Source organism: Hymenobacter busanensis (assembly GCF_008727865.1).
In the GTDB taxonomy this organism is placed as follows: domain Bacteria; phylum Bacteroidota; class Bacteroidia; order Cytophagales; family Hymenobacteraceae; genus Solirubrum; species Solirubrum busanense.
Window position 1 is genome coordinate 194690 of the sequence record NZ_VTWU01000002.1, and the last position, 24116, is coordinate 218805.

The 24116-nt window shown below is 60.5% G+C and carries 18 protein-coding genes; 10 read left to right on the plus strand and 8 right to left on the minus strand.

The window, feature by feature from the left end; translation table 11 throughout:
- Window positions 1–86: 86 nt before the first annotated feature.
- The 6 genes from F0P96_RS05330 to F0P96_RS05355 all read right to left on the minus strand — a co-directional run bounded on the left by F0P96_RS05330 (window position 87) and on the right by F0P96_RS05355 (window position 8686).
- Window positions 87–1415, minus strand: coding sequence for a quinol:cytochrome C oxidoreductase (locus tag F0P96_RS05330; RefSeq protein ID WP_235917394.1), 1329 nt, complete (start codon window positions 1413–1415; stop codon window positions 87–89).
- 2 nt (window positions 1416–1417) lie between these two features.
- Window positions 1418–2140, minus strand: coding sequence for a c-type cytochrome (locus F0P96_RS05335; RefSeq protein ID WP_151077790.1), 723 nt, complete (start codon window positions 2138–2140; stop codon window positions 1418–1420).
- Window positions 2140–2664 (minus strand): DUF3341 domain-containing protein, encoded by a 525-nt coding sequence (locus F0P96_RS05340; protein WP_151077791.1) that lies wholly within the window; start codon window positions 2662–2664, stop codon window positions 2140–2142. Before F0P96_RS05340 ends, F0P96_RS05335 begins: the two co-directional genes overlap by 1 nt.
- Window positions 2657–4111, minus strand: coding sequence for an NrfD/PsrC family molybdoenzyme membrane anchor subunit (gene nrfD / locus F0P96_RS05345; protein WP_151077792.1), 1455 nt, complete (start codon window positions 4109–4111; stop codon window positions 2657–2659). The genes F0P96_RS05340 and nrfD overlap by 8 nt, the downstream gene beginning before the upstream one ends.
- Window positions 4112–4186: 75 nt before the next feature.
- On the minus strand, window positions 4187–7255 hold the full coding sequence (locus tag F0P96_RS05350) for a TAT-variant-translocated molybdopterin oxidoreductase (RefSeq protein WP_151077793.1): 3069 nt from the start codon (window positions 7253–7255) through the stop codon (window positions 4187–4189).
- A 105-nt stretch (window positions 7256–7360) separates the two neighbouring features.
- A complete protein-coding gene (locus tag F0P96_RS05355) occupies window positions 7361–8686 on the minus strand; it encodes a cytochrome c3 family protein (protein WP_151077794.1) in 1326 nt (441 codons plus the stop codon).
- Window positions 8687–9065: 379 nt separating this feature from the next.
- Between F0P96_RS05355 and rpsF the strand changes: the two genes are divergently transcribed.
- From rpsF to F0P96_RS21180, 7 genes are all read left to right on the plus strand, one after another.
- Entirely contained in the window at window positions 9066–9443 is a 378-nt protein-coding gene (rpsF, locus tag F0P96_RS05360) for a 30S ribosomal protein S6 (protein ID WP_151077795.1), read from the plus strand.
- Window position 9444: 1 nt separating this feature from the next.
- A complete protein-coding gene (rpsR, locus tag F0P96_RS05365) occupies window positions 9445–9696 on the plus strand; it encodes a 30S ribosomal protein S18 (RefSeq protein ID WP_151077796.1) in 252 nt (83 codons plus the stop codon).
- Between the two features lie 30 nt (window positions 9697–9726).
- Window positions 9727–10170 carry a 50S ribosomal protein L9 gene (rplI, locus tag F0P96_RS05370; protein ID WP_151077797.1) on the plus strand — a complete coding sequence of 148 codons (444 nt, stop codon included), beginning with the start codon at window positions 9727–9729 and terminating at the stop codon, window positions 10168–10170.
- A gap of 179 nt (window positions 10171–10349) precedes the next feature.
- Window positions 10350–12455, plus strand: a complete 2106-nt coding sequence (locus F0P96_RS05375) for a GSCFA domain-containing protein (protein WP_151077798.1) — start codon at window positions 10350–10352, stop codon at window positions 12453–12455.
- A 91-nt stretch (window positions 12456–12546) separates the two neighbouring features.
- Entirely contained in the window at window positions 12547–14622 is a 2076-nt protein-coding gene (locus F0P96_RS05380) for a thioredoxin domain-containing protein (protein WP_151077799.1), read from the plus strand.
- Between the two features lie 99 nt (window positions 14623–14721).
- The gene (gene priA / locus F0P96_RS05385; RefSeq protein WP_201743864.1) at window positions 14722–17289 is read left to right on the plus strand and encodes a replication restart helicase PriA; all 2568 of its coding nucleotides are present in this window, start codon (window positions 14722–14724) and stop codon (window positions 17287–17289) included.
- Window positions 17290–17561: 272 nt separating this feature from the next.
- On the plus strand, window positions 17562–18179 hold the full coding sequence (locus F0P96_RS21180; protein ID WP_151077800.1) for a TM2 domain-containing protein: 618 nt from the start codon (window positions 17562–17564) through the stop codon (window positions 18177–18179).
- Window positions 18180–18257: 78 nt separating this feature from the next.
- Here the strand turns inward: F0P96_RS21180 and F0P96_RS21130 are convergent, their stop codons facing one another.
- Window positions 18258–18821, minus strand: coding sequence for a hypothetical protein (locus F0P96_RS21130; RefSeq protein ID WP_201743863.1), 564 nt, complete (start codon window positions 18819–18821; stop codon window positions 18258–18260).
- A 201-nt stretch (window positions 18822–19022) separates the two neighbouring features.
- On the opposite strand from F0P96_RS21130, the gene F0P96_RS05400 reads away from it, so the two are divergent.
- The 3 genes from F0P96_RS05400 to F0P96_RS05410 all read left to right on the plus strand — a co-directional run bounded on the left by F0P96_RS05400 (window position 19023) and on the right by F0P96_RS05410 (window position 21441).
- Window positions 19023–19805 carry a class I SAM-dependent methyltransferase gene (locus tag F0P96_RS05400; protein WP_235917395.1) on the plus strand — a complete coding sequence of 261 codons (783 nt, stop codon included), beginning with the start codon at window positions 19023–19025 and terminating at the stop codon, window positions 19803–19805.
- 43 nt (window positions 19806–19848) lie between these two features.
- Window positions 19849–21075 (plus strand): S-adenosylmethionine:tRNA ribosyltransferase-isomerase, encoded by a 1227-nt coding sequence (locus tag F0P96_RS05405; protein ID WP_151077801.1) that lies wholly within the window; start codon window positions 19849–19851, stop codon window positions 21073–21075.
- Window positions 21076–21138: 63 nt separating this feature from the next.
- The gene (locus F0P96_RS05410) at window positions 21139–21441 is read left to right on the plus strand and encodes a hypothetical protein (protein WP_151077802.1); all 303 of its coding nucleotides are present in this window, start codon (window positions 21139–21141) and stop codon (window positions 21439–21441) included.
- A 72-nt stretch (window positions 21442–21513) separates the two neighbouring features.
- Here the strand turns inward: F0P96_RS05410 and F0P96_RS05415 are convergent, their stop codons facing one another.
- The gene (locus F0P96_RS05415) at window positions 21514–24093 is read right to left on the minus strand and encodes a M14 family metallopeptidase (protein WP_151077803.1); all 2580 of its coding nucleotides are present in this window, start codon (window positions 24091–24093) and stop codon (window positions 21514–21516) included.
- Between the last annotated feature and the right edge of the window lie 23 nt (window positions 24094–24116).

Sequence of the window (24116 nt, forward strand, 5' to 3'; positions counted from 1 at the left end):
TGAAGAAGTGAGAGTTGAGAGGTTAGAAGTGAGATGTCGTTATACCGTCAAGTCTAACTTCTCACTCCTCAATACTCATGTCTAAACTAGGTGGTGTGGTGAATACTCTCGTCCACGAACGGATGGTTCACCGGCAGCAGCGAAGCTTGCGACAGACGACGGGTCATCAGGGTCAGCCAAGCGCCCAGGAAAATCAGGGCGACACCTATTTCGATGATAAACCCGCTGTCACCTTTAAGCGTTCCGGGCATGATCATCAAGTAGAAGTCGAGCCAGTGACCGATGAGGATGGCAATGGTAGCGAGCTTCAGCATGATCATCTGACGCTTGGCGTCGCGGGTCATCAGCACCAGAAACGGGAAGGCGAAGTTGATGATCAGGTTGAAGAAGAACAGCCAAGTGTACTTGCCGTCGAAGCCGCCGAGGCGCTGGTTGAAGTACACGGATTCCTCGGGGAGGTTAGCGTACCAAATCAGCATGAACTGGGAGAACCACACGTAGGTCCAGAAGATGCTGAAACCGAACATCAGCTTGCCCAAGTCGTGCAGGTGGTTCGAGGTCAGGAAAGGCAGGTAGCCGGCTTGCTTCAGGAAGATGGCGCACAGCGTAATGGCAGCAATGCCAGATACCCACCACGAAGCAAATACGTACCAGCCGAACATCGTCGAGAACCAGTGCGTGTCAATCGACATAACCCAGTCCCAGGCGGCCATCGACGAGGTAACGGCAAACAGTACTAGGAACAGCGCCGACACATTGATGCTCTTGTCCCAGAAACCAGTGCCCCCCATCTGGTCTTCCTCGAGCGATAGTTTGCGCAGACGCTCCGAGAAGAACCACCAGATGGCCAGGTACACCACCATGCGAATCACGTAGAAGGGCAGGTTCAGAAAACCCGACTTGCCGGCAATAACGGCGTCGTAGTTTTCCGATTTCGGATCCATGATGCCCGGCATCGTCCAATGGAAGATGTCGTGGTTAATCAGACCCACACCGAAAACCACCAACATGATGATGGCGCCAGGCAGCAGCCATGCGCTAAAGGCCTCAGCAATGCGCTTAACTACAATGGACCAGCCAGCATAGGCGACGTAGTTGATAGCTACGAACACCGTGCCTACCACCGCAATACCGGTGAAGTAAACGTTGCTGTGCCACAAGCTTATGATGAGGCGTTTTAGCCAGATGGGGCTGCCGTGGTGTTCGGCCGAAGCTCCTGCACCAGCAGCATGATGGGCGCCCTCGGCGCCGGCAGCATGGTGCTCAGCACCAATGCCCATGAAAGCCAGTACCAAGCCGATAGCGAGCAGGATAACGCCCACTACCATGAACAAGGTGAAGCGGCGGCGAGCCGACGGTGCCAGCTCCAGAAACTCAGCCGTAGCGGTTTCGTGATGATGCGTCGTTGTTGCCATAGTTAGTTCGCCGTGCCGTTACGGGCTTCATCGCCTTGGGCGGGCGTTTCCGAGGCTTTGCCAGCCTGGGCTTCACCGTAAGGAGACGTGTTTTCCGGATTCGTTTTCTGACTTGGTTCGAGTTGGTCGTTCACCAGTTCGGACAGAGCGTCGGGGCCTTTGCCCTTCTGCAGCACACGTACGTACATGGCAATCTTCCACCGCTCTTCGGGGTTCACCTGCGAGCCGTGCGGCATCATGCGGTTACGTCCCCATTGAATCACGTGGTAGATATGACCGTCGTTCATGGTAGCATAAGCACCAGTAGCGTAGTTAGGCACGCCTTTGAACTTCTGCCCTACCAAACCCTGACCATCGCCTTGCTCTCCGTGGCAGTGTTGGCAAATGCGGGTGTAAAGCACTTTGCCTTCTTCCAGGTTTTCGCGGGTGTAAGGCAGCGGATTGCGCAGCGTACGCTCAGCAATACCAACACTATCCTTACCAATGTGGTCGTAATAGTTGAGTTTGCCGCGGGGCACCGTACCGTTTACCGGGGTGCGCTCGTTGATGCCCATCGGGTTGATCGTATTGGCATCAACCTGCCGCAAGGGGTCGTACGGTATTGACTCGTACATCTCCGGCGCGTACTCCAAGCCGGGGTCGTTGGCGTCGTTGCAAGCCGTGGCCAGCACCGAAGCAAACAGAACAGCCGAAGCCCGTACGCCGTGTTTGAGGAATGGCGTCATTATTCTTTGGTCATTTCTTTCTCGTTCACTTCGGATGCGCCGTTGGCACGGAGCAACTGGCCGAGTTGGCCCATATCAGCACCATCTTTCAGTTCGATGGCCATAACGAACTTGTCGTCGGTCGAGCGAACATCCATGACGGGTACCTTAAAGCGGGGGAAAAGCTTGCTGATAACGTAGAAGGTAATTACCATCCCGTGGCAGCAAAACAGTACCGTCAACTCGAAGGAAACCGGGATAAAAGCCGGCAGCGCAATGTGCGGCTTACCGCCAATAATCATTGGCCAGTCGAAACCCAGCGTGTAGATCTGCAGCCAGAGCGCGAAGGCCAAGCCAGTCAGTCCAAAGAAGAACGCAGCAATGGGCAGACGCGAGCGTTCGATACCCAGGGCATCGTCGATGCCGTGGACCGGGTACGGCGAGAAAACGTCGTAGATTTTTACGCCGGCCGCGCGGACGTTGTCAATGGCGTGCAGGAGCACGTCTTCGTCGTCGAAGATGCCGAGCGCGTAACGCTTAGTCATGCTTGTCGTAGTTTACGGGGGCTGAAGCAGGAACACCGGTGGAACGGTAGGTCGACTGTTGCGCCCCCGTGTTGGGGCCGCCGTAGGTCGGGCCGTTATCGACACCGTACTTGAGGATGGTCTTCACTTCGGCCATGTTAATCACGGGGAAGAACTTGGCGAAGAGCAGGAACAAGGTAAAGAACAGGCCCAGCGTACCCACGTAGATGCCGATGTCGATCCACGAAGGCGAGAACATGGCCCAGCTCGACGGCAGGTAGTCGCGGTGCAGCGAGGTTACGATGATTACAAAACGCTCGAACCACATGCCGATGTTCACGATGATCGAGAGAATGAACGTGGCCGGGATGCTGTAGCGCACGCGGCGAATCCACACCAACTGGGGCGAAATCACGTTGCAAGTCATCATCGAGGCGTAAGCCCACCAGTACGGACCGGTTGCGCGGTTGATGAAGGCGTACTGCTCAAATTCTACCTGCGAGTACCAGGCAATGAAGAATTCGGTGATGTAGGCTACACCTACAATCGAGCCCGTAATCATCATGATTTTGTTCATCAGCGCGATGTGCTCGAGCGTGATGTAGTCTTCCAGCTTGAATACCACGCGGGTGATGAGCATCAGCGTGAGTACCATGGCGAAGCCGGAGAAGATAGCACCAGCAACGAAGTAGGGCGGGAAGATGGTGGTGTGCCAGCCCGGCACGACCGAGGTAGCAAAGTCCATCGATACGATGGTGTGTACCGAGAGTACCAGCGGAGTCGAAACCCCGGCCAGAATCAACGACACCGTCTCGTAGCGCGACCAGTGCTTGGCACCGCCTTTCCAGCCCATGCTCAGCACAGCGTAAGCGCGGCGGGCAATGGGACCGGTAGCCCGGTCACGGATGGTAGCAAAGTCGGGTACCAAACCGGTGTACCAGAATACCAGCGACACCGAGAAGTAGGTCGAAATAGCGAATACGTCCCAGAGCAGCGGCGAATTGAAGTTCGCCCACAGCGAGCCATAGGTGTTTTGCAGCGGCAGCACCCAGAAAGCGAGCCACGGCCGGCCCATGTGCAATACCGGGAACATGGCCGCGCAGATTACGGCGAAGATGGTCATGGCTTCAGCCGCGCGGTTGATGGAACTCCGCCACTTCTGACGGAACAGCAGCAGTACGGCCGAAATCAGGGTGCCAGCGTGACCGATACCTACCCACCACACGAAGTTGGTGATGTCCCACGCCCAGCCAACGGTTTTATTTAGGCCCCACTCCCCGATTCCGTACCACAGCGTGCGGTACACCGAGTAGAAGAAGATGCCCAGAAAGAACAAGGCAACGGCCAGCGCGGCCATCCAGCGGATGTTCGGCTTGGCCTCCACCTGGCGGCACACGTCCTGGGTGACGTCGTGGTACGTCTTACCATTCGTTACGAGTGGTATGCGTACAGGCGAAACGTGCTGCATATGCTTTATGAAAAAGTGAAGGGCGCGGCGGCTAGGCGTTGCGGCCCAGTTGCCGCGCCCGGTTAAGTCTCTGGATTAGGCTACAGGCTTCTCAGCACTCTTCTCAACGTTGCGGATCTTAGTGAGGTACGCAATGTTGGGTTGCACGTTGATGGCATCGAGGGCGTGGAAAGCCCGCTCGCCGTCTTCGCGGCGCAGGATTTTCGAAATCCGCGACTCCGGGTCGCGCATGTCGCCAAATACGATGGCCTGCGTGGGGCACGACTGCGCACAAGCAGTGACAATTTCGCCGTCTTTCGGACGACGCTTTTGCTTCTTGGCTTCGAGTTTACCAAGCTGAATGCGCTGTACGCACATCGAGCATTTCTCCATCACACCACGCGCACGCACCGTCACATCCGGGTTCAGCACCATGCGGCCGAGGTCGGTGAACATGTGGCCGTTCACGGTTTCGAACTTCTCGTTGGAGTAGTACGAGAACCAGTTGAAGCGACGCACTTTGTAGGGGCAGTTGTTGGCGCAGTAGCGCGTGCCCACACACCGGTTGTAGGTCATCTGGTTGAGACCTTCCGAGCTGTGGGTGGTTGCCAGTACCGGGCACACCGTTTCGCAGGGGGCGTGGTTGCAGTGCTGGCAAAGCATCGGCTGGAAAATTACCGACGGGTTGTCGGAAGGATCTTCCATAGCGGCGTAAGTCGCCAGCTTGCCTTTGGTTTCAAAGTCCGACTTGTGGGCATCCGAGCTGTAGTAACGGTCGATGCGCATCCAGTGCATCTCGCGGCGGTTGATAACCTCCTGCTTGCCGACTACAGCCACGTTGTTTTCCACCTGGCACCCAATCACGCACGAGCCGCAGCCGATGCACGAGTTCAGGTCGATGGCCATGCCCCAGTGGTGGTTCTTGTACTCGTAATCCTGCCACAGCGAAACCTTGTTCGGTTTCTCCAGGCCTTCCGGCGTGGCAATCTTGTCGTACTCGGTTACTTCCTTGGGGTTTTCACGGTATTGAGCCAGTGTCGACTCCTGCACCACCGGCTTGCGGTCCATGATGGTGTGGTGGGTTTGCGTCTGGGCAATGGGCTGACGCGCACCGGTCGAAGCAACTTGGGCCGTGGTAGCTCCCACGAGGCCGCCGTTACGCAGTACCATCATCGGGTACACGTTGGCACCGACTTTGTCGGCTACTTTACCGGCCTTTTCGCGGCCGTAACCGAGGGCAATACCGATAGTGCCTTGGGCTTGGCCCGGCTGAATCAGCACGGGCAACTCGGCAATTTTGCCTTTGCCAGTCGTCACGCGCACTACGTCGCCTTGCTCCCACTTCTGCTCCACGGCCATGGCGCGCGGAACCGTTACGTAGTTGCCCCACGTAGCTTTCGATACCGGGTCGGGCAATTCCTGCAGCCACGGGTTGTTGGCTTCGCAGCCGTTGCCAACGCCTACTTTTTCGTAGATCATCAGCTCGATGCCACTCACAGCCGGGGCCGAAGCAATAGCCGAAGCAGCAGCGTCGGCCGACATCGTCGGGCCGGCTTGGGCTGCCGAAGCACCGCTCAGCGTGCCGGTGGCAACACCATCGTGTACGGCTTTGTCCCAACCGCCCTGGAAGTTACCGCCCAAAACACCGCGCCAAGAGTTGCGCAGGTAGTTGTAGTAGGTATTGGGGTTACCAGCCCATGTCAGCAGGGTTTCCTGTGCTTGGCGAGTCTTAAACAGCGGCGTAATTACCGGCTGCGACAGGCTCAGGAAGCCACGCTTGGGCTCGTAGTCGTTCCACGACTCCATCCAGTGGTGGTCGGGGCACTGGTAGGTGCAAAGCGAACCTGTTTCGTCGAGCGTCGGGTTCAGCGAGATGGTCAGACCCACCTTCTTGCCTTGTAACGCCTGCTTCAGCTGGTCACCCATCGGGTGGTCGTACACCGGGTTGGCGTTGTAGAAAATCACCGCGCCTACCTGGCCCTGGCCGATGGCGTTGATGAGGTTCAGCATGCGCTGATCATCGCCCTGGCGCACTAGTGAAGGTGCATTCGGGTTAATGGTCGTGCCACTGTTGCCGAGGGCCGCGTTGATTGCGGCCACCAAGGTTTGCTCAGCTACATCGTTGGAGCCGCACACTACCAAACCACGGCTACCAGCAGCGCGCAGCTCAGCAGCCGCTTTGTTGATGGCCTCGTTTAGGGCTTGGTTTTGCAGGGCAGCACCGCTGCCGCCTACCAGCTTGTTGTAAAGGGCCAATACGGCTTTACCGTGCTCCGAGGGCTTTACCGCTACGCGCACGTCGGCATTGGAACCGGTCAGCGACATGTTGGTTTCGAACTGGAAGTGGCGCGACATGGTCTTCTTGTCGCTCGACACTTTGCGGTTCGTGATGTACTGGGTAGCGTACTCAACCGGCGAAATCCAGGTACCGAGGAAATCGGCGCCGAAGCTCACGATTACCGAGGCTTGACCGAAGTCGTAACCCGGAACCACTCCGCCGTTCGCGCGCAGCAGTGCCGAGGCCGAATGGGCATCGTACATCACGTGCTCGGTACCCGCAAAACGCCCGGCAAACTCGGCAATGGCGCGCTTGGTGGTCGGGCTGATAATGGTCGGCGAAACGATGGCAATACGACCGGCCGAAGCCAGCGCGGTGCGAATTTCCTGGTCGATCTGGTCGCGGTCAATTTTCGCGTTCCGGTCGCCGTTTTTCGTGAAGGCTTGCAGGCGCTCGGAGTCATAAAGGCTCAGCACCGAAGCTTGGGCACGGGCCGAGAGGCCACCGCGCGTGATGGGCGACTCGGGGTTGCCTTCCAGCTTGATCGGACGTCCTTCGCGCGTCTTGATCAATACCGCGTTGTAATCCTGACCCGTGAAGTAGGTCGAGGCATAGAAGTTGGCAATGCCCGGATCAACTTCTTCCGGCTTATTCAGGTACGGAATGGCTTTGCGAACCGGCGCCTCGCAGCTAGCCAGCGTGGCAGCAGCCAGGCCAAAACCCATCAGCTTCAGGAAGTCCCGGCGCGGGGCCACCGTCTCATCGGTCGAGGCGTGGCGTTCCTTCACCGGCATGAACGAACCGAATTCGCTCAGGGCGTTGTGCACAAACTCCGGCGAGTTTTCGAGTTCCTCGATTCCCTTCCAGTACTTAGGCGACTCTTGCATTTCGTTGGTAGTCGGTATTTGGCAGTGAGTATTGAGCAGTTGGTAGTGAGGGGTTGGCTGGGCCAAACGATCAGTACTCAACACCCAGGTCTCAGTACTTTCAAATTAGTAGTGGCACTTCGAGCATTCGGTGCCGCCGTTCGACGACACGGTGAACGGAGCGCCGGCATTGGCATCGTTGTGCAGCTTCACGAGGTTGTCGTAGTAGCCGTTGCCTTTGGTGTTCAGCGGCGTCTCGCGGTGGCAGTTGATGCACCAGCCCATCGTCAGGGCCGAGTATTGGTACACCACGTCCATCTTCTCAATCGGGCCGTGGCAGGTCTGGCACTGAATACCGCCAACTTGCGTGTGCTGCGAGTGGTTGAAGTAGGCCAGATCCGGCAGGTTATGGATACGCACCCACTGAATCGGCTGCTGGCGCTGAATGGCGCGGTAAATCTTCTTGATTTCCGGCGAGGTCGTCTTGATCTGCGAGTGGCAGTTCATACAGATGTTGGCCGACGGAATGTTGGCCGACTTGCTCTTGTACACCGAAGTGTGGCAGTACGCACAGTTGATCTGATGCTCACCCGCGTGCAGCTTGTGCGAGAAGGCAATCGGCTGGGCCGGCTGGTAGCCTTGGCTCAGGCCTACCGCCATCAGGCCTTGGATGGATTCGTACAAGATAACCAGCACGAACAGCACCCCCACCACGCCGCGCAGCCAGCCCGATTTCAGGATAGCAGCCCAATCGGTCTTCTGCTCCAGAATCTCAACGTCGCGGCCGTCAAGGTCTTTGCGGCCTCGCAGCACGTCTTTCATGATGTTGGCAATGATGACCAACGTCACGACAAGCACGATGAGCACTACTACCAACACGATCAGCACGGCGTTCATGTACTTACCCGCACCGGCAGCGTCAGAAACGCCTTTACCTTCCGAAGTATCGACAGCCGTTCCAGCTGGATCTTTAGCCGCAACAGGAGCGCCTTCGGCCGACTTCACATAGGCAACAATCGAGGTAATTTCCGCGTCGCTCAAGGCGAAGCTGGGCATCTGCTGCTTCTGGTACTCGTTGAAGATTTTCACCGCGTACTCGTCGCCGCTAGCTACCACCTTGCTGGAGTTCTTCACCCATTTGATGATCCAGGGCATGGGGCGGCGCTTGTCGATGCCAGCCAGCGCCGGACCAACCACCACGTCGTTGACGGCGTGGCACTGGGCGCAGTTACCTTTGAAAAGGGCGTCGCCGGCCGCAATAGCGGCGGCATCACCTGCGGGAGCGGCGGTACCGGCGGCAGCCGCAGCGGCGCCAGCCGGCGCAGCGCCGGGCGTCACACCTTCTTTACTTACTGAAGCGGCGTCTTGCGCGGCCAGTTGGCCAACGGCAGTAAACGTCAGAAACAGAGCAAGAAGCCAGTGTGAAAAGGGACGTAGTCGGTAGCTACTCATTGCAAAACGTGCTGAGAAAACGTAAAAGCAGGGCGCTTTAGGGCCACAAATGTAGCCCACGATTGCCAGACAACAAACCGCGTTTGGCTCTTTTTTGGCCTATTTGGCCTGCTTAGAATCATTCTAAGGGAGCCGACTCACACCTTATATATATAGGTATCAGCCCGGAGCAGCTACGCTTGATGCCAGTGCAATTTCACACGTTACTGCATCCTCAATCTGTTTATCAGCCTACGCACGGAGCAAGTTGCCGGTTGGCAATCAAGGCATTAGTTGCCGGCCAACAGAAATTATTTGCAGCTCAGTGGCGGCGCCGGGCCGAAAAAGCTTTACCTTTGCCGGCTCATTCATCGTCTCACTTACAAATCTCTGTTCCAACATGGACAACAGAAACTATGAGACCGTCTTTATTCTGACGCCCGTTCTGAACGACGCGCAGGTACAAGAGACGATCGAGAAGTTCACGCAGGTGCTTAAGGAAAATGGCGCCGACCTTCTGAACACGGAAAATTGGGGCCTGCGCAAGCTCGCCTACCCGATTCAGAAAAAATCGACCGGGTATTACTACTTGGTAGAATTTACCGCTCCCACCACGGCTATCGACGTGCTGGAACTGGCATACCGTCGCGATGAGCGCGTTATCCGCTTCCTGACCACGGCCCTCGACAAGCACGCTGTGGCTTACAACGAGCGTCGCCGCAAGGGCGAACTGAAAGGCCAGAAGGCCAATACGCAAACCGAAGCCGTAGCCCAGTAAGATGAGCCTCGCCAACGAACGCATCCATAAGCAGGAGCAGCGCACCAAGTACTGCCGCTTCAAGAAAGCCGGCATTCGCTACGTCGACTACAAAAACCCGGACTTCCTGCTGAAGTTCGTGAACGAGCAGGGCCGCATTCTGCCCCGCCGCATCACGGGCACCAGCCTGAAATTCCAGCGTAAAGTAGCCCAGGCCGTGGCCAAAGCCCGTCACCTGGCTATCATGCCTTACGTGGCTGACCAGCTGAAATAGTCCTTTACCTGATAACGACGACCGACTGAGATGGAAGTAATCCTGAAAGACGACGTAAAAGGTCTGGGCTACAAGAACGACATCGTTAGTGTAAAGCCCGGCTACGGCCGCAACTACCTGCTGCCCCAAGGCATTGCAGTGCTGGCTGACAAGACCAACAAGAAAATCGTAGCCGAGAACGTGCGTCAAGCCGCTCACAAGGCCGATAAAATCAAAGGCGATGCGCAAGGCTTGGCTGACCGCATCGGTGACCTGACCATCGAAGTTCCGGCTAAGGTGGGCGAATCGGGCCGTATTTTCGGCCGCGTAACCACGCTGCAGATTGCCGACGCGCTGAAGGCCAAAGGCTTCGACGTGGACCGCAAGCGCATCAGCTTGGACTCGGATCCTGCTTCGGTGGGCGAGTACAGCGCCACGATTGACCTGCACCGCGAGGTGAAGCATAAGCTGCGTGTAAACGTAGTAGCTGAATAAGCTTCTGCAACGTCAGTTCTTGAAAGCCCTGCCCCTGCGGCGGGGCTTTCTTTTTTTAGGGCGAAATTTGCGCACAGCAAGCCTGCCGATTACTGGACAAATCGGCGTTGGTTTTGGCTAACCGCGCGGTGTTGCGTAGGTTGCTTGTCCATTGCGCGGCCCTGAAGCCGCATTTGCGAATGTTTCGAACTGAATTAGCTATAAAACCCGATCCGCAGCCGCTTTCTGTGGGGGCGCGGGTCTTCACCATTGGTTCCTGCTTCTCCGAGGTCATCGGCGGGCGGCTGGCGGCGCACAAAGTGGCGACGCAGGTTAACCCCTTCGGTACCGTCTTCAACCCGCTGGCCGCTGCCAAACTGCTGCGCGCCGCCGCTGGTGAAGACGTGGACTGGCAGCAGCACGTGGTAGAAGCGCGCGGCCGCTGGCAGAGCTACGACCTGCACGCCACTTTCGGCGCCGACTCGCCGGTGGAGCTGGTACAGCACATCGAGCAAACCGTACAAGCAGCCGCGGACTTTCTACGCACCGCCGATGTAGTGTTGTGGACGCTGGGTACCGCCTTCAGCTACCGCCTGCGCGACACGGGCGAGCTGGTGAATAACCTGCATAAGCTGCCGGCCGAGCGGTTTGAGAAAGAATTGCTGAGCGCCGAGGAAATTGTGACGGCCGTGGCCGAAACCCACGCACTGCTGCGCCGCCTGAACCCCAACATCCGACTAGTACTGACGGTGAGCCCCGTGCGCCACTTGCGCGACACACTGCCGCTGAACGCGGTGAGCAAGTCGGTACTGCGCGTAGCCTGCCACTACCTGAGCGAACTGCTGCCGGCTACTTCGTACTTCCCGGCCTACGAGCTGTTGCTCGACGATTTGCGCGACTACCGCTTCTACGGGGCCGATATGCTGCACCCCTCGGAGGTGGCGGAAGATTACGTGTGGGAGAAGTTCATGGGCGCTTATTTCGACGAGGCCTTCCGCGGCTTTGTGTACGAATGGGACGCTATCCAACGCTCATTGGCACACCGGCCGCTACACGAAGGTGCGCCGGAGCACCGGCATTTCCTGGAGCAGACCGAAGCCCGTTTGCAACGCCTGGCCAACGTAGTGAACGTGCGGCAGGAGTTGCGGGAATTGCACAAACGCATTGTTGCGCTGCCGCCGCCCAAACCAGCTCCGGCAGTCGATGAAGACGACGATGAAGAGCGCATCGACATCGGGGAAGGCTCGGCACCGGCGCCGGCTCGACGCCTGGAGCCCGTCGTTACGCCCGTAGTGGAAGCGGAAGCCCTGGAAGAAGAGCGGGAGCAGGAAGCGGAAGCCGTAGAGGCCGAGGAAGCCCGCATCGACGAGGACCACGACTACTTCAGCATGGTGGAAGGAGCGTCGTTGGACGAAACAACGGATCAGGAACAGGCCGAAGGCACCGCTCCCAAACGGCGGAAACGCAAGCGTGGCGGCCGCAAACACAAGAAAGGCAACCGCAATGCGGCCGAAGGCGCTGCGTCCGAAGCAGGAGAAGCCGAAACTGTGGCAGCGGTTCCGGTGGATGCGGTACCTGTGGACGTAATTTCGGTTGAGCTTGCTCCAGTCGAGCCAGTTGAGTCGCCGGCCGCTTCCGATGGGGCGCATGAGCAGGCGGCAACGTCGAAATCAAGCCGCTCGCGCCGCGGACGACGCGGCAAGCACGCTCCCGAGGCGGCGAAAACGCCGGAAGCGTTGTCGGCCGAAGCGGCAGCCCCGCTAGCAGAACCATCGGCTGCGGTACCGCAACAGGAAACGGCGTCGGAAGCCACGCCGGAAATGCCAGGCGCGCCTTCGGAATCGGCAGAAGCTGCGCCCGCGAAATCAGCGCGGACGTCGAACCGCAAACCGGCCCGCAAGCCGGTACCGGCACGTCCGCGGCCTATTCGGCAGGCTACGGCTGGGCTTACGGCCACGCCTTCGGTGGCGGAACCAGCACCGGCACCGGAGACTCCGGCAGCAGGTGAGCCTACGGGGGCAGCAGATGCTGCCGGAACACCTGCGCCGCGTCGGCGACCGGCGCCGCGCCGCAAGGCGGCGGTTTCGGCCGCTGCTGAAGCAGCTGCTTCAGTTTTGGCACCTACACCTCCAGTTCCGGCACCTGCGGTGGAAACGCCCGCAACGCCGGAACCGGCCCGGCGACCAGCCCGAGCGCCACGCCGCAAGCCCGATACACCAGCCGCCGATGCCGCGCCCGCATCAACTGCGCCGAAACGACCGACTCGTGCGCCGCGCCGCAAGCCCGGCGCTTCGGAAGCCTCCTAACTTTTCTCTGCAAACCCGGCCCTGCAAGGCCGGGTTTGTCTTTGGGGGCCGGCGCGTACGTATGCATCACGGCCTCTCCCTCTTCCCTGCCATGCACACCCCTTCACCCGACGCCCGCCCTAACCGCCTCGCCCACGAAACCAGCCCGTACCTGCTTCAGCATGCCTACAACCCTGTCGATTGGTATCCGTGGGGCGAAGAGGCATTGCAAAGGGCCCGCAACGAGCAGAAGCCGATTCTGGTGAGTATTGGGTACGCGGCCTGTCATTGGTGCCACGTGATGGAGCGCGAATCGTTCGAGCACGAGCAGATTGCGCGGGTGATGAACGAGCGGTTTGTGTGCATCAAAGTGGACCGGGAAGAGCGGCCCGACGTGGACCAAGTGTATATGGACGCGGTGCAGGCCATGGGCGTGGGCGGCGGCTGGCCGCTGAACGTGTTTCTGACGCCGGAGGCCAAACCGTTCTACGGCGGCACGTACTTCCCGCCGAAGGGCTGGTTTGAGCTGCTGCAGCAGGTATCTAATGCCTACGCCTCGGCAGAGCATCGGCCCGAGTTGGACAAGTCGGCGGAGGATTTTGCGCGGGTGCTGAGGGCTTCGGACCTGGAGAAATATGGCGTGCAAGCGGCTGCTGAGAGCGTAGACCGCCAGCAGTTGCAGAAGCTGCTGCTGGCGCTGGAAAAGCGCTTTGACCGGCAGCGGGGCGGCACCGGCCGGGCCCCCAAGTTCCCGATGCCGGTAATCTGGCGGTTTCTGCTGCGGGCGCACCAACTTACCGGCAACCACCTGGCCCTGACCCAGACCACCCGCACGCTCACCGAAATGGCTTGGGGCGGTATCTACGACCAAGTGGGCGGCGGTTTTGCGCGCTACTCGGTGGACGAAGAATGGCTGGTGCCGCACTTCGAGAAGATGCTCTACGACAACGGCCAGCTCGTGAGCCTCTACGCCGAAGCCTACCAGGTGACGCAGGACGAAGAATACCGCGCCGTGGTACGCGACACGGTGGCTTTTGTACAGCGCGAGCTGCTGAGTCCCGAAGGCGGTTTTTACGCCTCGCTCGATGCCGACAGCGAAGGCGTGGAAGGCAAGTTCTACGTGTGGGAGCTGGCCGAACTCTACGACGTGCTCGGCGACGAAGCCCCGCTGGCGGCCGCGTATTACCGCTGCACCGCCGAGGGCAACTGGGAACACGGCCAGAATATCCTGCACCGTCGCCAGAACGACGCCGAGTTTGCTGCCGCCCACCAGCTCACGTCCGGCGTAGTGGCCGAGTTAGTGCGGGGCTGGCAGCAGAAGCTCCTCACCCACCGCAGTCGACGCGTACGCCCCGGCCTCGACGACAAAATCCTGACCGGCTGGAACGCCCTGATGTTGCGCGGCCTCTGCGACGCCTACCGCGCCTTCACTGAGCGCGAATATTTGGCGCTGGCGCTGCGAAATGCCGAGTTCATCGAAGCCAACCTGGTGCGAACTTATACGGGCGGGCTGTGGCGCAGCTGGAAAGCCGGGCGCGGCAGCGTGGTGGCTTTTTTGGAAGACTACGCCCTGCTCGTCGATGCTTACACGAGCCTCTACGAAGTGACGTTCGAGGAACGGTGGCTGCGCCGGGCACAGGAACTGGCCGACTACGTGCTAGCGCATTTCGGCGACGATACCGGCGACCCGCACCTGTTCTACACCGACGCGACGGGCGAGGCGCTGATTGCCCGCAAAAAGGAGCTGTTCGACAACGTCATTCCGGCTTCCAACTCCGTCATGGCCTACAACCTGCTGCGCCTAGGCACGCTGCTCGACGTGCCGGCCTGGCGTGAGCGGGCCGCGGCCATGCTGGCGCGGGTGCAGGAGTTGGCCGTGAAAGAGCCGCAGCATTTGGCCAACTGGGCCGCGCTGTACCTGAGCCGGCTGGCCCCGCTGGCCGAAATAGCCATTGTGGGCCCCGATGTGGAAGCCCTGCGGCAGCAGCTCAGCCGCCACCCGCTGCCCAACGCGGTGCTGGCCGGCAGTACCCAGGAAAGTGAGTTGTCACTGCTGCAAGGGCGTTTTCAGAACAGCCAAACGCGCATCTACGTGTGTTACAACCACGCTTGCCAGCAGCCGGTAAGCTCAGCAGCCGAAGCCCTGGAACAGCTGCGGGCGGCTTGGGCGGCCGCACAGACCGGATGAGCTCATGCGGGCGGTAGATAACCCCGGCCATTGCTCGGCGGTTGTGCTTCCATCCCACCCCCGCGCGGGTTACCTTTGTAGTTCGCCGCCCCCGAATCCGTGTCGCAGACCCAGCTATTCATCCTTCCCGACTCCGAGCCCACCCCGGCCGCAGCCGACCGCGTTACGTTGTTTGCCGACGTAGTGCTGCCCCTGCCGCTGCCCAAGCTCTACACCTACCGCGTGCCCTACGAGCTCAACGACCAGGTAGTGGTTGGCGGGCGGGTGCTGGTGCAGTTCGGGGCCAAAAAGACGCTGAGCTGCATCGTAGCCGCTGTGCACGAAACCGCGCCCAAGGATTACCAAGCGAAGTATATCTTGGAGTTCATCGACGATGCGCCGGTTGTCACGCAGCCGCAGCTGAAGCTGTTTCGCTGGATTGCCGAGTACTACCTCTGCACGCTGGGCGAGGTAATAAACGCGGCCTTGCCGTCGGCGCTCAAGCTCAGCTCGGAATCCAGGGTGCAGCTGCACCCGGCCTACAAGCGCGACGAGCACCCCTACCCGCTGAGCGAGCAGGAAGAGAAAATTGTGGACGCGCTCAGCACCGAAGAAGGCAAGGCGCTGACGTTTTCGGAGGTGGGCGAAGTGCTCGGCATCAGCTCGTTTCACAAGGTGATTAAGAGCCTGATGCAGAAAGACGTCATCTTTCTCTTCGAGCACATTGCCGACAAGTTCACGCCCAAGGTGGTGAAGAAAGTGCGCTTGGCCCACCATTTCGTGAGCGAGGCGGCGCTGGAGAGTTTGTTCGAGCAATTGGCCGCCAAGGCCAAGCAGCTCGACGTGCTGATGCGCTACATACAGCGCGTGCCGGTGTACCAGAACGAGCACCTCAACCACCGTGGCCTGGAAAAAGCGGCGCTGACGAGCAGCCCGCACCTGTCGCCCTCGGCGGTGAACACGCTCATCAAAAACGGCGTGCTCGAGCAATTCGACCAGATTGTGTCGCGCTTCCCGATGGATGACGACCCCAAGCAGCAAATGCCGTTTGCGCTGAGTGAAGGCCAGCTGACGGCCCGCAACGAGGTGCTCGACCACTTTCAGCAGAAGGATATTGTGCTGCTGCACGGCGTAACGGGATCGGGCAAGACGGAAATCTATATCGACCTGATCAAGAACGCGCTGGAAGGCGGCGGGCAAGTGCTGTATCTGCTGCCTGAAATTGCCCTTACGGCCCAGATTGTAACCCGTCTGATGCGCGTATTCGGTACGCGGCTAGGCGTGTACCACAGCAAGTTCTCCGACAACGAGCGGGTGGAAGTGTGGAACGGCGTGCTGTCGGGCCGCTTTCAAGTGGTGGTGGGCGTGCGCTCGGCCGTGTTTCTGCCCTTCGACAACCTCTCGCTCATCGTGGTCGACGAGGAGCACGAATCGAGCTACAAGCAGTACGACCCCGCCCCGCGCTACAACGCCCGCGAGGTGGCCCTGATGATGGGCACCTTCCAGGGCGCCAAAATTCTGCTCGGCTCGGCCACGCCCTCGGTCGAAACCTACTACCAATGCCGCGCCGGCCGCTGGGGGCTCGTCACGCTCACCAAGCGCTTCGGCGAAGCCGGTTTGCCCGACATCGAACTGATTGACACCCGCCGTAACCAGTCGCCGGGTGCCAACGGGCAGCCGAAGCGGCCCACGCACAACTTCACGCCCGAGCTGACCGCCGCCATTGAGGGCCGGCTGGAGCAGAAAGAGCAGGTGATTCTGTTTCAGAACCGCCGCGGCTACTCGCCCTTCATTACCTGCCTCGACTGCGGCTGGATACCCAAGTGCAAGAGCTGCGCCGTGAGCCTGAGCTACCACAAGCACGCCCACGAGTTGCGCTGCCACTACTGCGGCCACCACGACCAGATGCCGCGCGAGTGCCCGGCCTGCGGCTCGATGGCGCTGCGCATGATGGGTTTCGGCACCGAGCGCATCGAAGACGACCTCAAGATTATGCTGCCCCAAGCCATGGTGCAGCGCATGGACCTCGACACCACCCGCGCCAAAAACGCCTACCAGCAAATCATCAGCGACTTTGAGCAGCAGCGCACCAACGTGCTGGTGGGTACGCAAATGGTGACCAAGGGCCTCGACTTCGGCAACGTGAGTTTGGTGGGCATCATCAACGCCGACAGCATCATCCACTACCCCGATTTCCGGGCCCACGAGCGCGCCTACCAAATGTTTGTGCAGGTGAGCGGCCGGGCCGGGCGCAAGGGCAAGAAGGGCAAGGTCATCATCCAGACCGGCGACCCGCAGCAGCCCATCTTCGACAAGGTGATGCGCAACGACTACGTGCAGTTCTACGAGTACGAGCTGGAGCAGCGGCGCGAGCATCTGTACCCACCGTTTGCGCGCGTCATCAAAATTACGGTGAAGCACGTGGAGGAGCGCGGCGCGCAGGAAACGGCTATTTCGCTGGTGCAGGAACTGGTGGAGCGGCTTGGCCGCGAAGCCGTGTTGGGCCCTGAGGCGCCGTACATCTTCCGCATCCGCAACTTCTACCTGCAGGAAATCACCATCAAGCTCAGCCGCGAGCATACCGTGCTCAAGCACGCCAAGGCCCAGATTCTGGAAAGCATCAACCTGATTAAAGCCGCGAAAGACTTCAAAGGCGCCCGCATTGCCGTCGACGTCGACCCGATGTAATTCCTCCTATTCCAAACGCAACGCCCCGACTTGCTGCTGCTTAGCGCGAGTCGGGGCGTTGCGTTTTGGGCGCTTTTAACGAGGCAAATCCATTTCAGGTTGCGCCAATTGGCGTTATCACCCGATTATGTGGCCAAAACTTTATTGTACCGAATGTTTGGCGCGCTAGAAATCGTCCTATATTGCCACCCAATTCCGGGAAAATTCATTCCCATTGCCGCCTTACTCCTACTCATCTCTTCACTTTTCCTACCTCTTACCCTTTTACCCATATGGGCAAAATCTCCTCCCTCCTGACCACCGCGCTGGTGGTAGTGTCCCTCGCCTCGTGCAGCAAAGAGAGCTACACGTTCCAGAACAAAGCTCCGTACGGCGCTACCTACACGGCTGCTACCACAGCTGCTCCCGTAACGGAAACAGCAGCTGCCGAGGCTCCCGTAGCAGTTGCTACGCCCGAGCTGACGGCCTCGGCTACCAAGCCTGCTGCGGTGAAGCACACGGCCCGCACCTACGCGGCCCACGCCCAAGCTGCCAAAACGGTAGCGGCTGCCGAAACCAAGGCGGCTCCCACCAAAGCCGAAATCAAAGAAGCCAAGGCTACGCTGAAGGCCATGCACAAAGCCGCCAAGAAAGCCAACCCGGCTTCGCCGCTGGCTGGTGGCAAAAGCCAACTGGTGGCCGCGCTGCTCTGCTTCTTCCTGGGCGGCCTAGGCGTGCACCGCTTCTACCTCGGCTACACGGGCCGCGGCCTGCTCTACATTGCCCTGGCAGTTACCAGCTTCCTGATTGTGCCGGCCATCGTACTGCTGGTGCTGGTTATCATCGACCTGGTGAAAATCCTGACCGGCAGCTTGCAGCCCAAAGGCGGCAGCTACGAAACGACACTGTAGAAGTAATCTTGCTTTACAGGCAACAAAAAACCCGGTCATTGCTGACCGGGTTTTTTGTTGCCTGTAAAGCGTCTGTGCCTATACTTCTTCGAGCAGGCCCAGAATCAGGAGCACCACGCCGATGATGGCCAAGATGTAGCCCAGCAGGCCAATCACGCCGCCGAAGATGCCCAGCAGTACGCCGGCAATCAGCAGAATCAGGCCCAGCTTCACGTAGTGGTTCAGGGCTTGCGCATCCGAAGCCGATGCCGCGTTGTGGTGCTGGCGGATTTGCGCTTTAGCAGCCAGCTTGTCGGCTTTTTTCAGCACGTTGTTGAGGGCCAGCTTTTGCACCACGTTCAGCTTCCGGGCGGGTGCGGGCGCTTCCACTTTGGCGGCGGATGCCGTGCTGGCGGTAGCGGGTGTAGCGGCCGCCACCGGAGCGGCTGGAGCCGTGGCTACGGGCGCTTCGGCTGCTACCGGAGCGGGCGTTTCGGCGGGGGCCTGAGCGGGCTGCTGCACAGCTACCGAGCGGTGAACATCGCCGTGGTAGGGGCTGGTCTTGGGCAGCATTGCGTACTCGCTGCGGCCGCAGCCCGACAGCGCCGCGGCAATTACCGCAGCACCTGCGAGTTTGTTGAGCAGTTTGGCAACGTGCTTCATAAGGGGTAGGAGTTGGTGAAAGTGCGAAAGTGCAAGTATTACGGGCCCAAAATAGAAATGGCTGAATAAATATTGCAGCTTATCGATTCCTGAGGGCAGGCCAACGGCGGCATTTCCAAAGCGTAGAAGCAGTTAAGCGGTTGAGCGAACGTCGCGGGGTTGCGCGTTGTTAATCGGTTGCGCTTTTCTTTGCACGCACGTATGCCGATTCTGTTCCGATTAGTTCTGCGCGAAGCCTTGCCGGGCTTGCTGATGGTTTTACTGCTGGCTGCCTGTGCGCAGCCGCCGCTCGAAAGCACCGCTGCTGCCAGCGTGCAGCGCCGCGCCGACATCATTCCCGACACGGCCGGCTACCAGCGCCGCGCCCCGCAGGACCCCAACGGCATTGGTCGCTACTATCAGGGCCGGCAAATTGCCCACGTGATGGGCCACGAGGGCGCCGACTGGCTGGAGCGTCCCGGCCGCGACGAGCAGGAAGGCACGGCCATTTTGTTGCGCGAACTGCAGCTCAAGCCCACCGACGTGGTAGCCGATATCGGGGCGGGCACGGGCTATTTTACGTTCCGCATCAGTCCGCTGGTGCCGCGTGGCAAAGTGCTGGCCGTGGATATTCAGCCCGAAATGATTGCCGAGCTGCAGCGCAACAAAGCCAAGAAGCAAGCCTACAACGTGGAGCCCGTGCTGGGCACCGTGGAAAACCCCAATCTGCCCAATAGCGGCGTGGACGTGGTGCTGATTGTGGACGCGTACCACGAGTTTGACCACCCCCGCGAGATGATGCGCGCCATTCGCAACGCGCTGCGCCCCGGCGGCCGGCTGGCCCTCATCGAGTACCGCGCCGAAGACCCCAACGTGCCCATCAAGCGCATTCACCGCATGAGCGAGGAACAGGCCCGCCGGGAGGTGGAGGCCGTGGGTTTGCAGTTCGTGGAAAACCGCACCGCGCTGCCCCAGCAGCACATGCTCATTTTCCGGCGCCCGTAGCAACCCGCGCAGCAGCCAGCAGCGGGCCTTACCTTTGCGGCTTATGCAGCCCGCCAACCCTCGCCTGCTCGCCATCCGCGACTTTACCTACGACCTGCCCGCCGAGCGCATTGCGCCCGAGCCCCTCCCCGACCGCGACGCCTCCCGCCTGCTCGTTTGCCGGGCTGGTGAGCTTACCGACCGCACGTTCCGCGACCTGCCGGCTGAGCTGCCAGCTGATGCGCTGCTGGTGTTCAACAACACCAAAGTGGTGCGGGCGCGCCTGCATTTGAACAAACCCACCGGCGGGCAAATCGAGCTGTTTTGCCTTGAGCCCGTAGCCCCGCACCGCGCGCTGGAGCAGGCCATGCAGCAAACCGAAAGCTGTACCTGGCGCTGCCTGGTGGGCAACGGCAAACGCTGGAAAACCGGCGCCATTTCCACCGATTTCGTTACGCCCACCGGCCAGCCTGCACAGCTGTTTGCCGAGCGGGCCGCCATTGAAGACGGCAGCGCGCTCATCCGCTTCAGCTGGCTGCCGGCCGAGCTGCCGTTTGCGCAGGTGCTTAGCGCCGTGGGCAAGCTGCCGCTGCCGCCCTACCTCAACCGCCAGCCCACCAACGCCGACGATGTGCGCTACCAAACTGTGTATGCGCAGCACGAAGGTGCGGTGGCGGCTCCTACTGCCGGCCTGCACTTCACCGATGCCATCATGACCGCGCTGCACCAGCGCGGCATCGGTACGGCGCAGTTGACCTTGCACGTGGGCGCGGGCACTTTTCAGCCGGTGAAGGCCGAGCAGATGCAAGGCCACGCCATGCACGCCGAGCCCATCAGCGTAGATGCCGGGCTGCTGCGGCAGCTTTTGGCGCACGCGCCGCGGCCGGTAATTGCGGTGGGCACCACCAGCCTGCGCACGCTCGAAAGCCTGTATTGGCTGGGGCGTGAGCTGCACCTGAGCGGTGCGTTGCCAGCTGCCGTAGAGCAGTGGCAGCCCTACCAAGAAGATGCCGCTGAGGTTTCGACCGCCGACGCTTTGCAGGCTTTGCTGACTCACCTGACCACTACCGGCTCCCATGCCATTCAGGCCAGCACGCAGCTGCTCATTGCGCCGGGCTACCGGTTTCGGGTGGTGCAAGGGCTGATTACCAACTTCCACCAGCCCGAAAGCACCTTGCTGCTGCTGGTGGCGGCCCTGCTGGGCCCTGACTGGCGCACGGTGTACGACCACGCGCTGGCCAACGGCTACCGGTTTCTGAGCTACGGCGACAGTTCGCTGCTGCTGCCGTAGTCGCGCAGCATCTTTCCGGTCGAGCATCCGTACAAGGTTCGTTTCCAACCCCAGAATACGACCATGAAAAAGATAACTCTGCTGCTGGCCGCTGTGGCGCTGACCAGCGTTTCGGCCCTGGCCCAGAATACGCCCACTCAGAAAACGGAAGTAGACGTACGCGAAAATGGCACGGTGAAAGCCGAAACCACCACCCGTACGGGCCGCACCAAAGCCGGCCAGAAAATTGAAAACACGGGCCAGGACGTGAAATACGCTGGCAAGAAAACTGGCCACGCCGTGCATCGCGGTGCCCAGAAAACCGGCCATGCCGTGAAGAAGGGCGTTAAGAAAGTAGGTAACAAAGCCGAAGACGTTGTAGACTAAGCAAGGCTTTATTGCCCACAAAAAAGCCCCGGCCGAGTATAATCGGCCGGGGCTTTTCGTTGCGGTTGGCTGCTACTGCCCCACGAAAAACACCGCATTTGTGAAGAGCAGCTTGCCGGCCTGCCAGAAACCCCGGAACAGGGGATTATCGGCAAGGTAAATGACCTGGCCGCGGCCCATTTCCTGGTTGGCCAGCACCACAGTATCGGAGAGCTTACGGCGGGCGCGGCTACCGGCGAAACCGGCGGTGTACTCGTTTTTGCGCAGCACGCCCACGTTCCAGCTGCCTTCGCCCAAAAACTGATAGTTGAGTGGGTCGCGCACGAGGGCGTAGTAGCTGCTGCCGTAGCCGAAAGCCAGGGGGTGCGAGTTGTCGAGCTGCACGCGGTAAACGCTGCCTTGCACCCGCTCGCCGAGGGCTTCGCGCTCGGCGTCGGCGTAGCGGCGCAGCAGGCGGTAGGGGTCGGCTTTCTTAGCGCGGGCCGAGTCGGCGGGCTTCACTTTCAGGGCGAAGTCTTTTTTGCCGGCCAGGTAGCTCATGGCGCCTTCGAGGGCAATGAGGCGGCCACCGCCGCGCACCCAGGTTTTCACGTTTTCCAGCTGCTTGTCGGTCAGCAGGTCGCCGTAGTCGCCGTCGGGCAGAATGAGCACGTCGAACTTGCCCAGCGGCACGGCGGCGAAGTAATCGGTGCCGATGACGCTGATGGGGTAGCCGAGTTGTTGCTCGAAGAAATGCCAGATTTCGCCAAAAGCCGTGGGCGAAATGCCGTTGCCGGCTACTACGGCCACATTGGGCCGGCCTACGGAGCGCACGTAGCCCGAGCCAATATCGGCGCCGGTGGTCGAGAAGCCGGTTTGCACAGCTGTCAACTCGGCTCCTACCGAATCGGCCAGGGCCCGCACCAGCGCGTCGAAGCGCGGACCAAGGGCCTCGTTGCCGGTGCGCGGAATGACGAGCGTGCCGGGCTGAAACTGCTGCTTGCTGGCCTCGAAGGCCTTTTGGGCTACGCGCACCCGCATCCGCCGCTGCAGCAGCGCCGATAGCAGGCGGGCGTCGCGCGGGGAATTCCAGCGGGCCACGTAGGCGTAGGGCTTATCGGTTGCCAACTGCGCGTTGGCGGTTGCCAATTTAGGGTCGGCAGAACGGTCTGGCACCTGCGCATTGGCAGCCGGCAACTGCGACGTTAGCGCGTAGCCTTGCAGGCCGTAGGCGTAGGGCAAGGCCCAGGCGGTAATGTCGTAGGTCAGCGAATCCTCCAGCGCGGGGCTGGGCTCGAACAAGACCTTCACCAGCGTCGATTTGGGCTGGTACATGCTCACCACCACGTCGGTGGACTTGATGGTCAGGGCCTCGTCTTTGCCGGTGGCGTAGTTATAGCCGCGCAGCTTGCGCTGTTTGCCGGCGTAGCCGAACTCGATTTGCTGCTGGCGCAGGTATTCCGTGAGCGGACGGAGCTGGTCGGCGGCACCACTCACCACAAAGGTTTTGTAGCGACCGTGGGGCTTGGTGCGGGCATCGGTGTAGTACTTGCCGAACTCCTTCAGCAGCTGCGTTTGGTTGTCGGCAGCGGCCCGAATGGTGGCCAGGCTGGCGGCGTGGTGGTGCGCAATGCGTTGGCTGAGCGTGAGCGTGTCGCCGTCGGACTTGGTGACGCGCACGCCGGCCCGGCCCGAACCGCCCTGCTCGTAGGTCATGCCGATGGCGCCGTTGAACGAGGGCCAGGTGTCGCCGTAGCTGGGGTAAAACAGGTCGTAGGTTTCGCGAGTGAAGTAGAGCCAGTTGTTCTGGTCGAACACCTTGCGGTTGTATTCGCCGATGGTATTCTGAAACGTACGCTGCCAAGCGGTAATGTCTTCGTGGTAGGGCTTGGCGGCGGGCGAAAAATAGTAGGGGTCGTCCACGCTCATTTCGTGGAAATCGGCGTGCACCTGCGGCAGCCACTGGTTGTAGAGGGCCACGCGCTGGCGGCTTTCCTGCTGCGTTTGCCAGGCCCAGTCGCGGTTCAGGTCGAACAGATAGTGGTTGTAACGGCCGCCGGGCCAAGCTTCGCGGTGCTCCCAACTCAGGGGTGACGCGTTGGTGGGCGCACCGGCTTTCTGGCCGTACCACTGCACGTACCGCTCGTGGCCGTCGGGGTTCACGCAGGGGTCAATGAGCAGCACCACGCGCTCCAGCCACTGCTGCGCCTCCTGGTTTTGCGGGTTGCTCAGGTCGTAGAGCACGCGCATTACGGCCTCGCTCGACACGGCCTCGTTGCCGTGGATGTTGTAGCTGAGCCACACCACGGCCGGTTGGTCGGCCGACGGGGTGGCGTTGCCTTTCTCGATGCCGGTGAGCTGCAGGTTGCGGTGCCGGATGTCGTCGAGGCGCTGCAGGTTGCGGGCTGAGGCTACCTGCACCACTTCCAGCGGGCGGCCTTCGTAGGTTTTGCCGTAGGGCTGAATGCGCAGGCGGTCGGGTGCTTGCTGCGCGAGGTGGGCCACGTAGCGCAGCAGCGACTCGTGCGGCGTGAAGCGGCTGCCGAGCGGGTAGCCCAGAAACTGCTCGGGCGTGAGCGGCGCGGTGGGCTGTTGGGCAACGCTGGCAGTAACACTACACAGCGCGCTGGCCACCAAACCAACGCGTAACAGGCGCGAAAGGCATTTTATCATGCGTGAAGAAAGCAAAAAAGAGG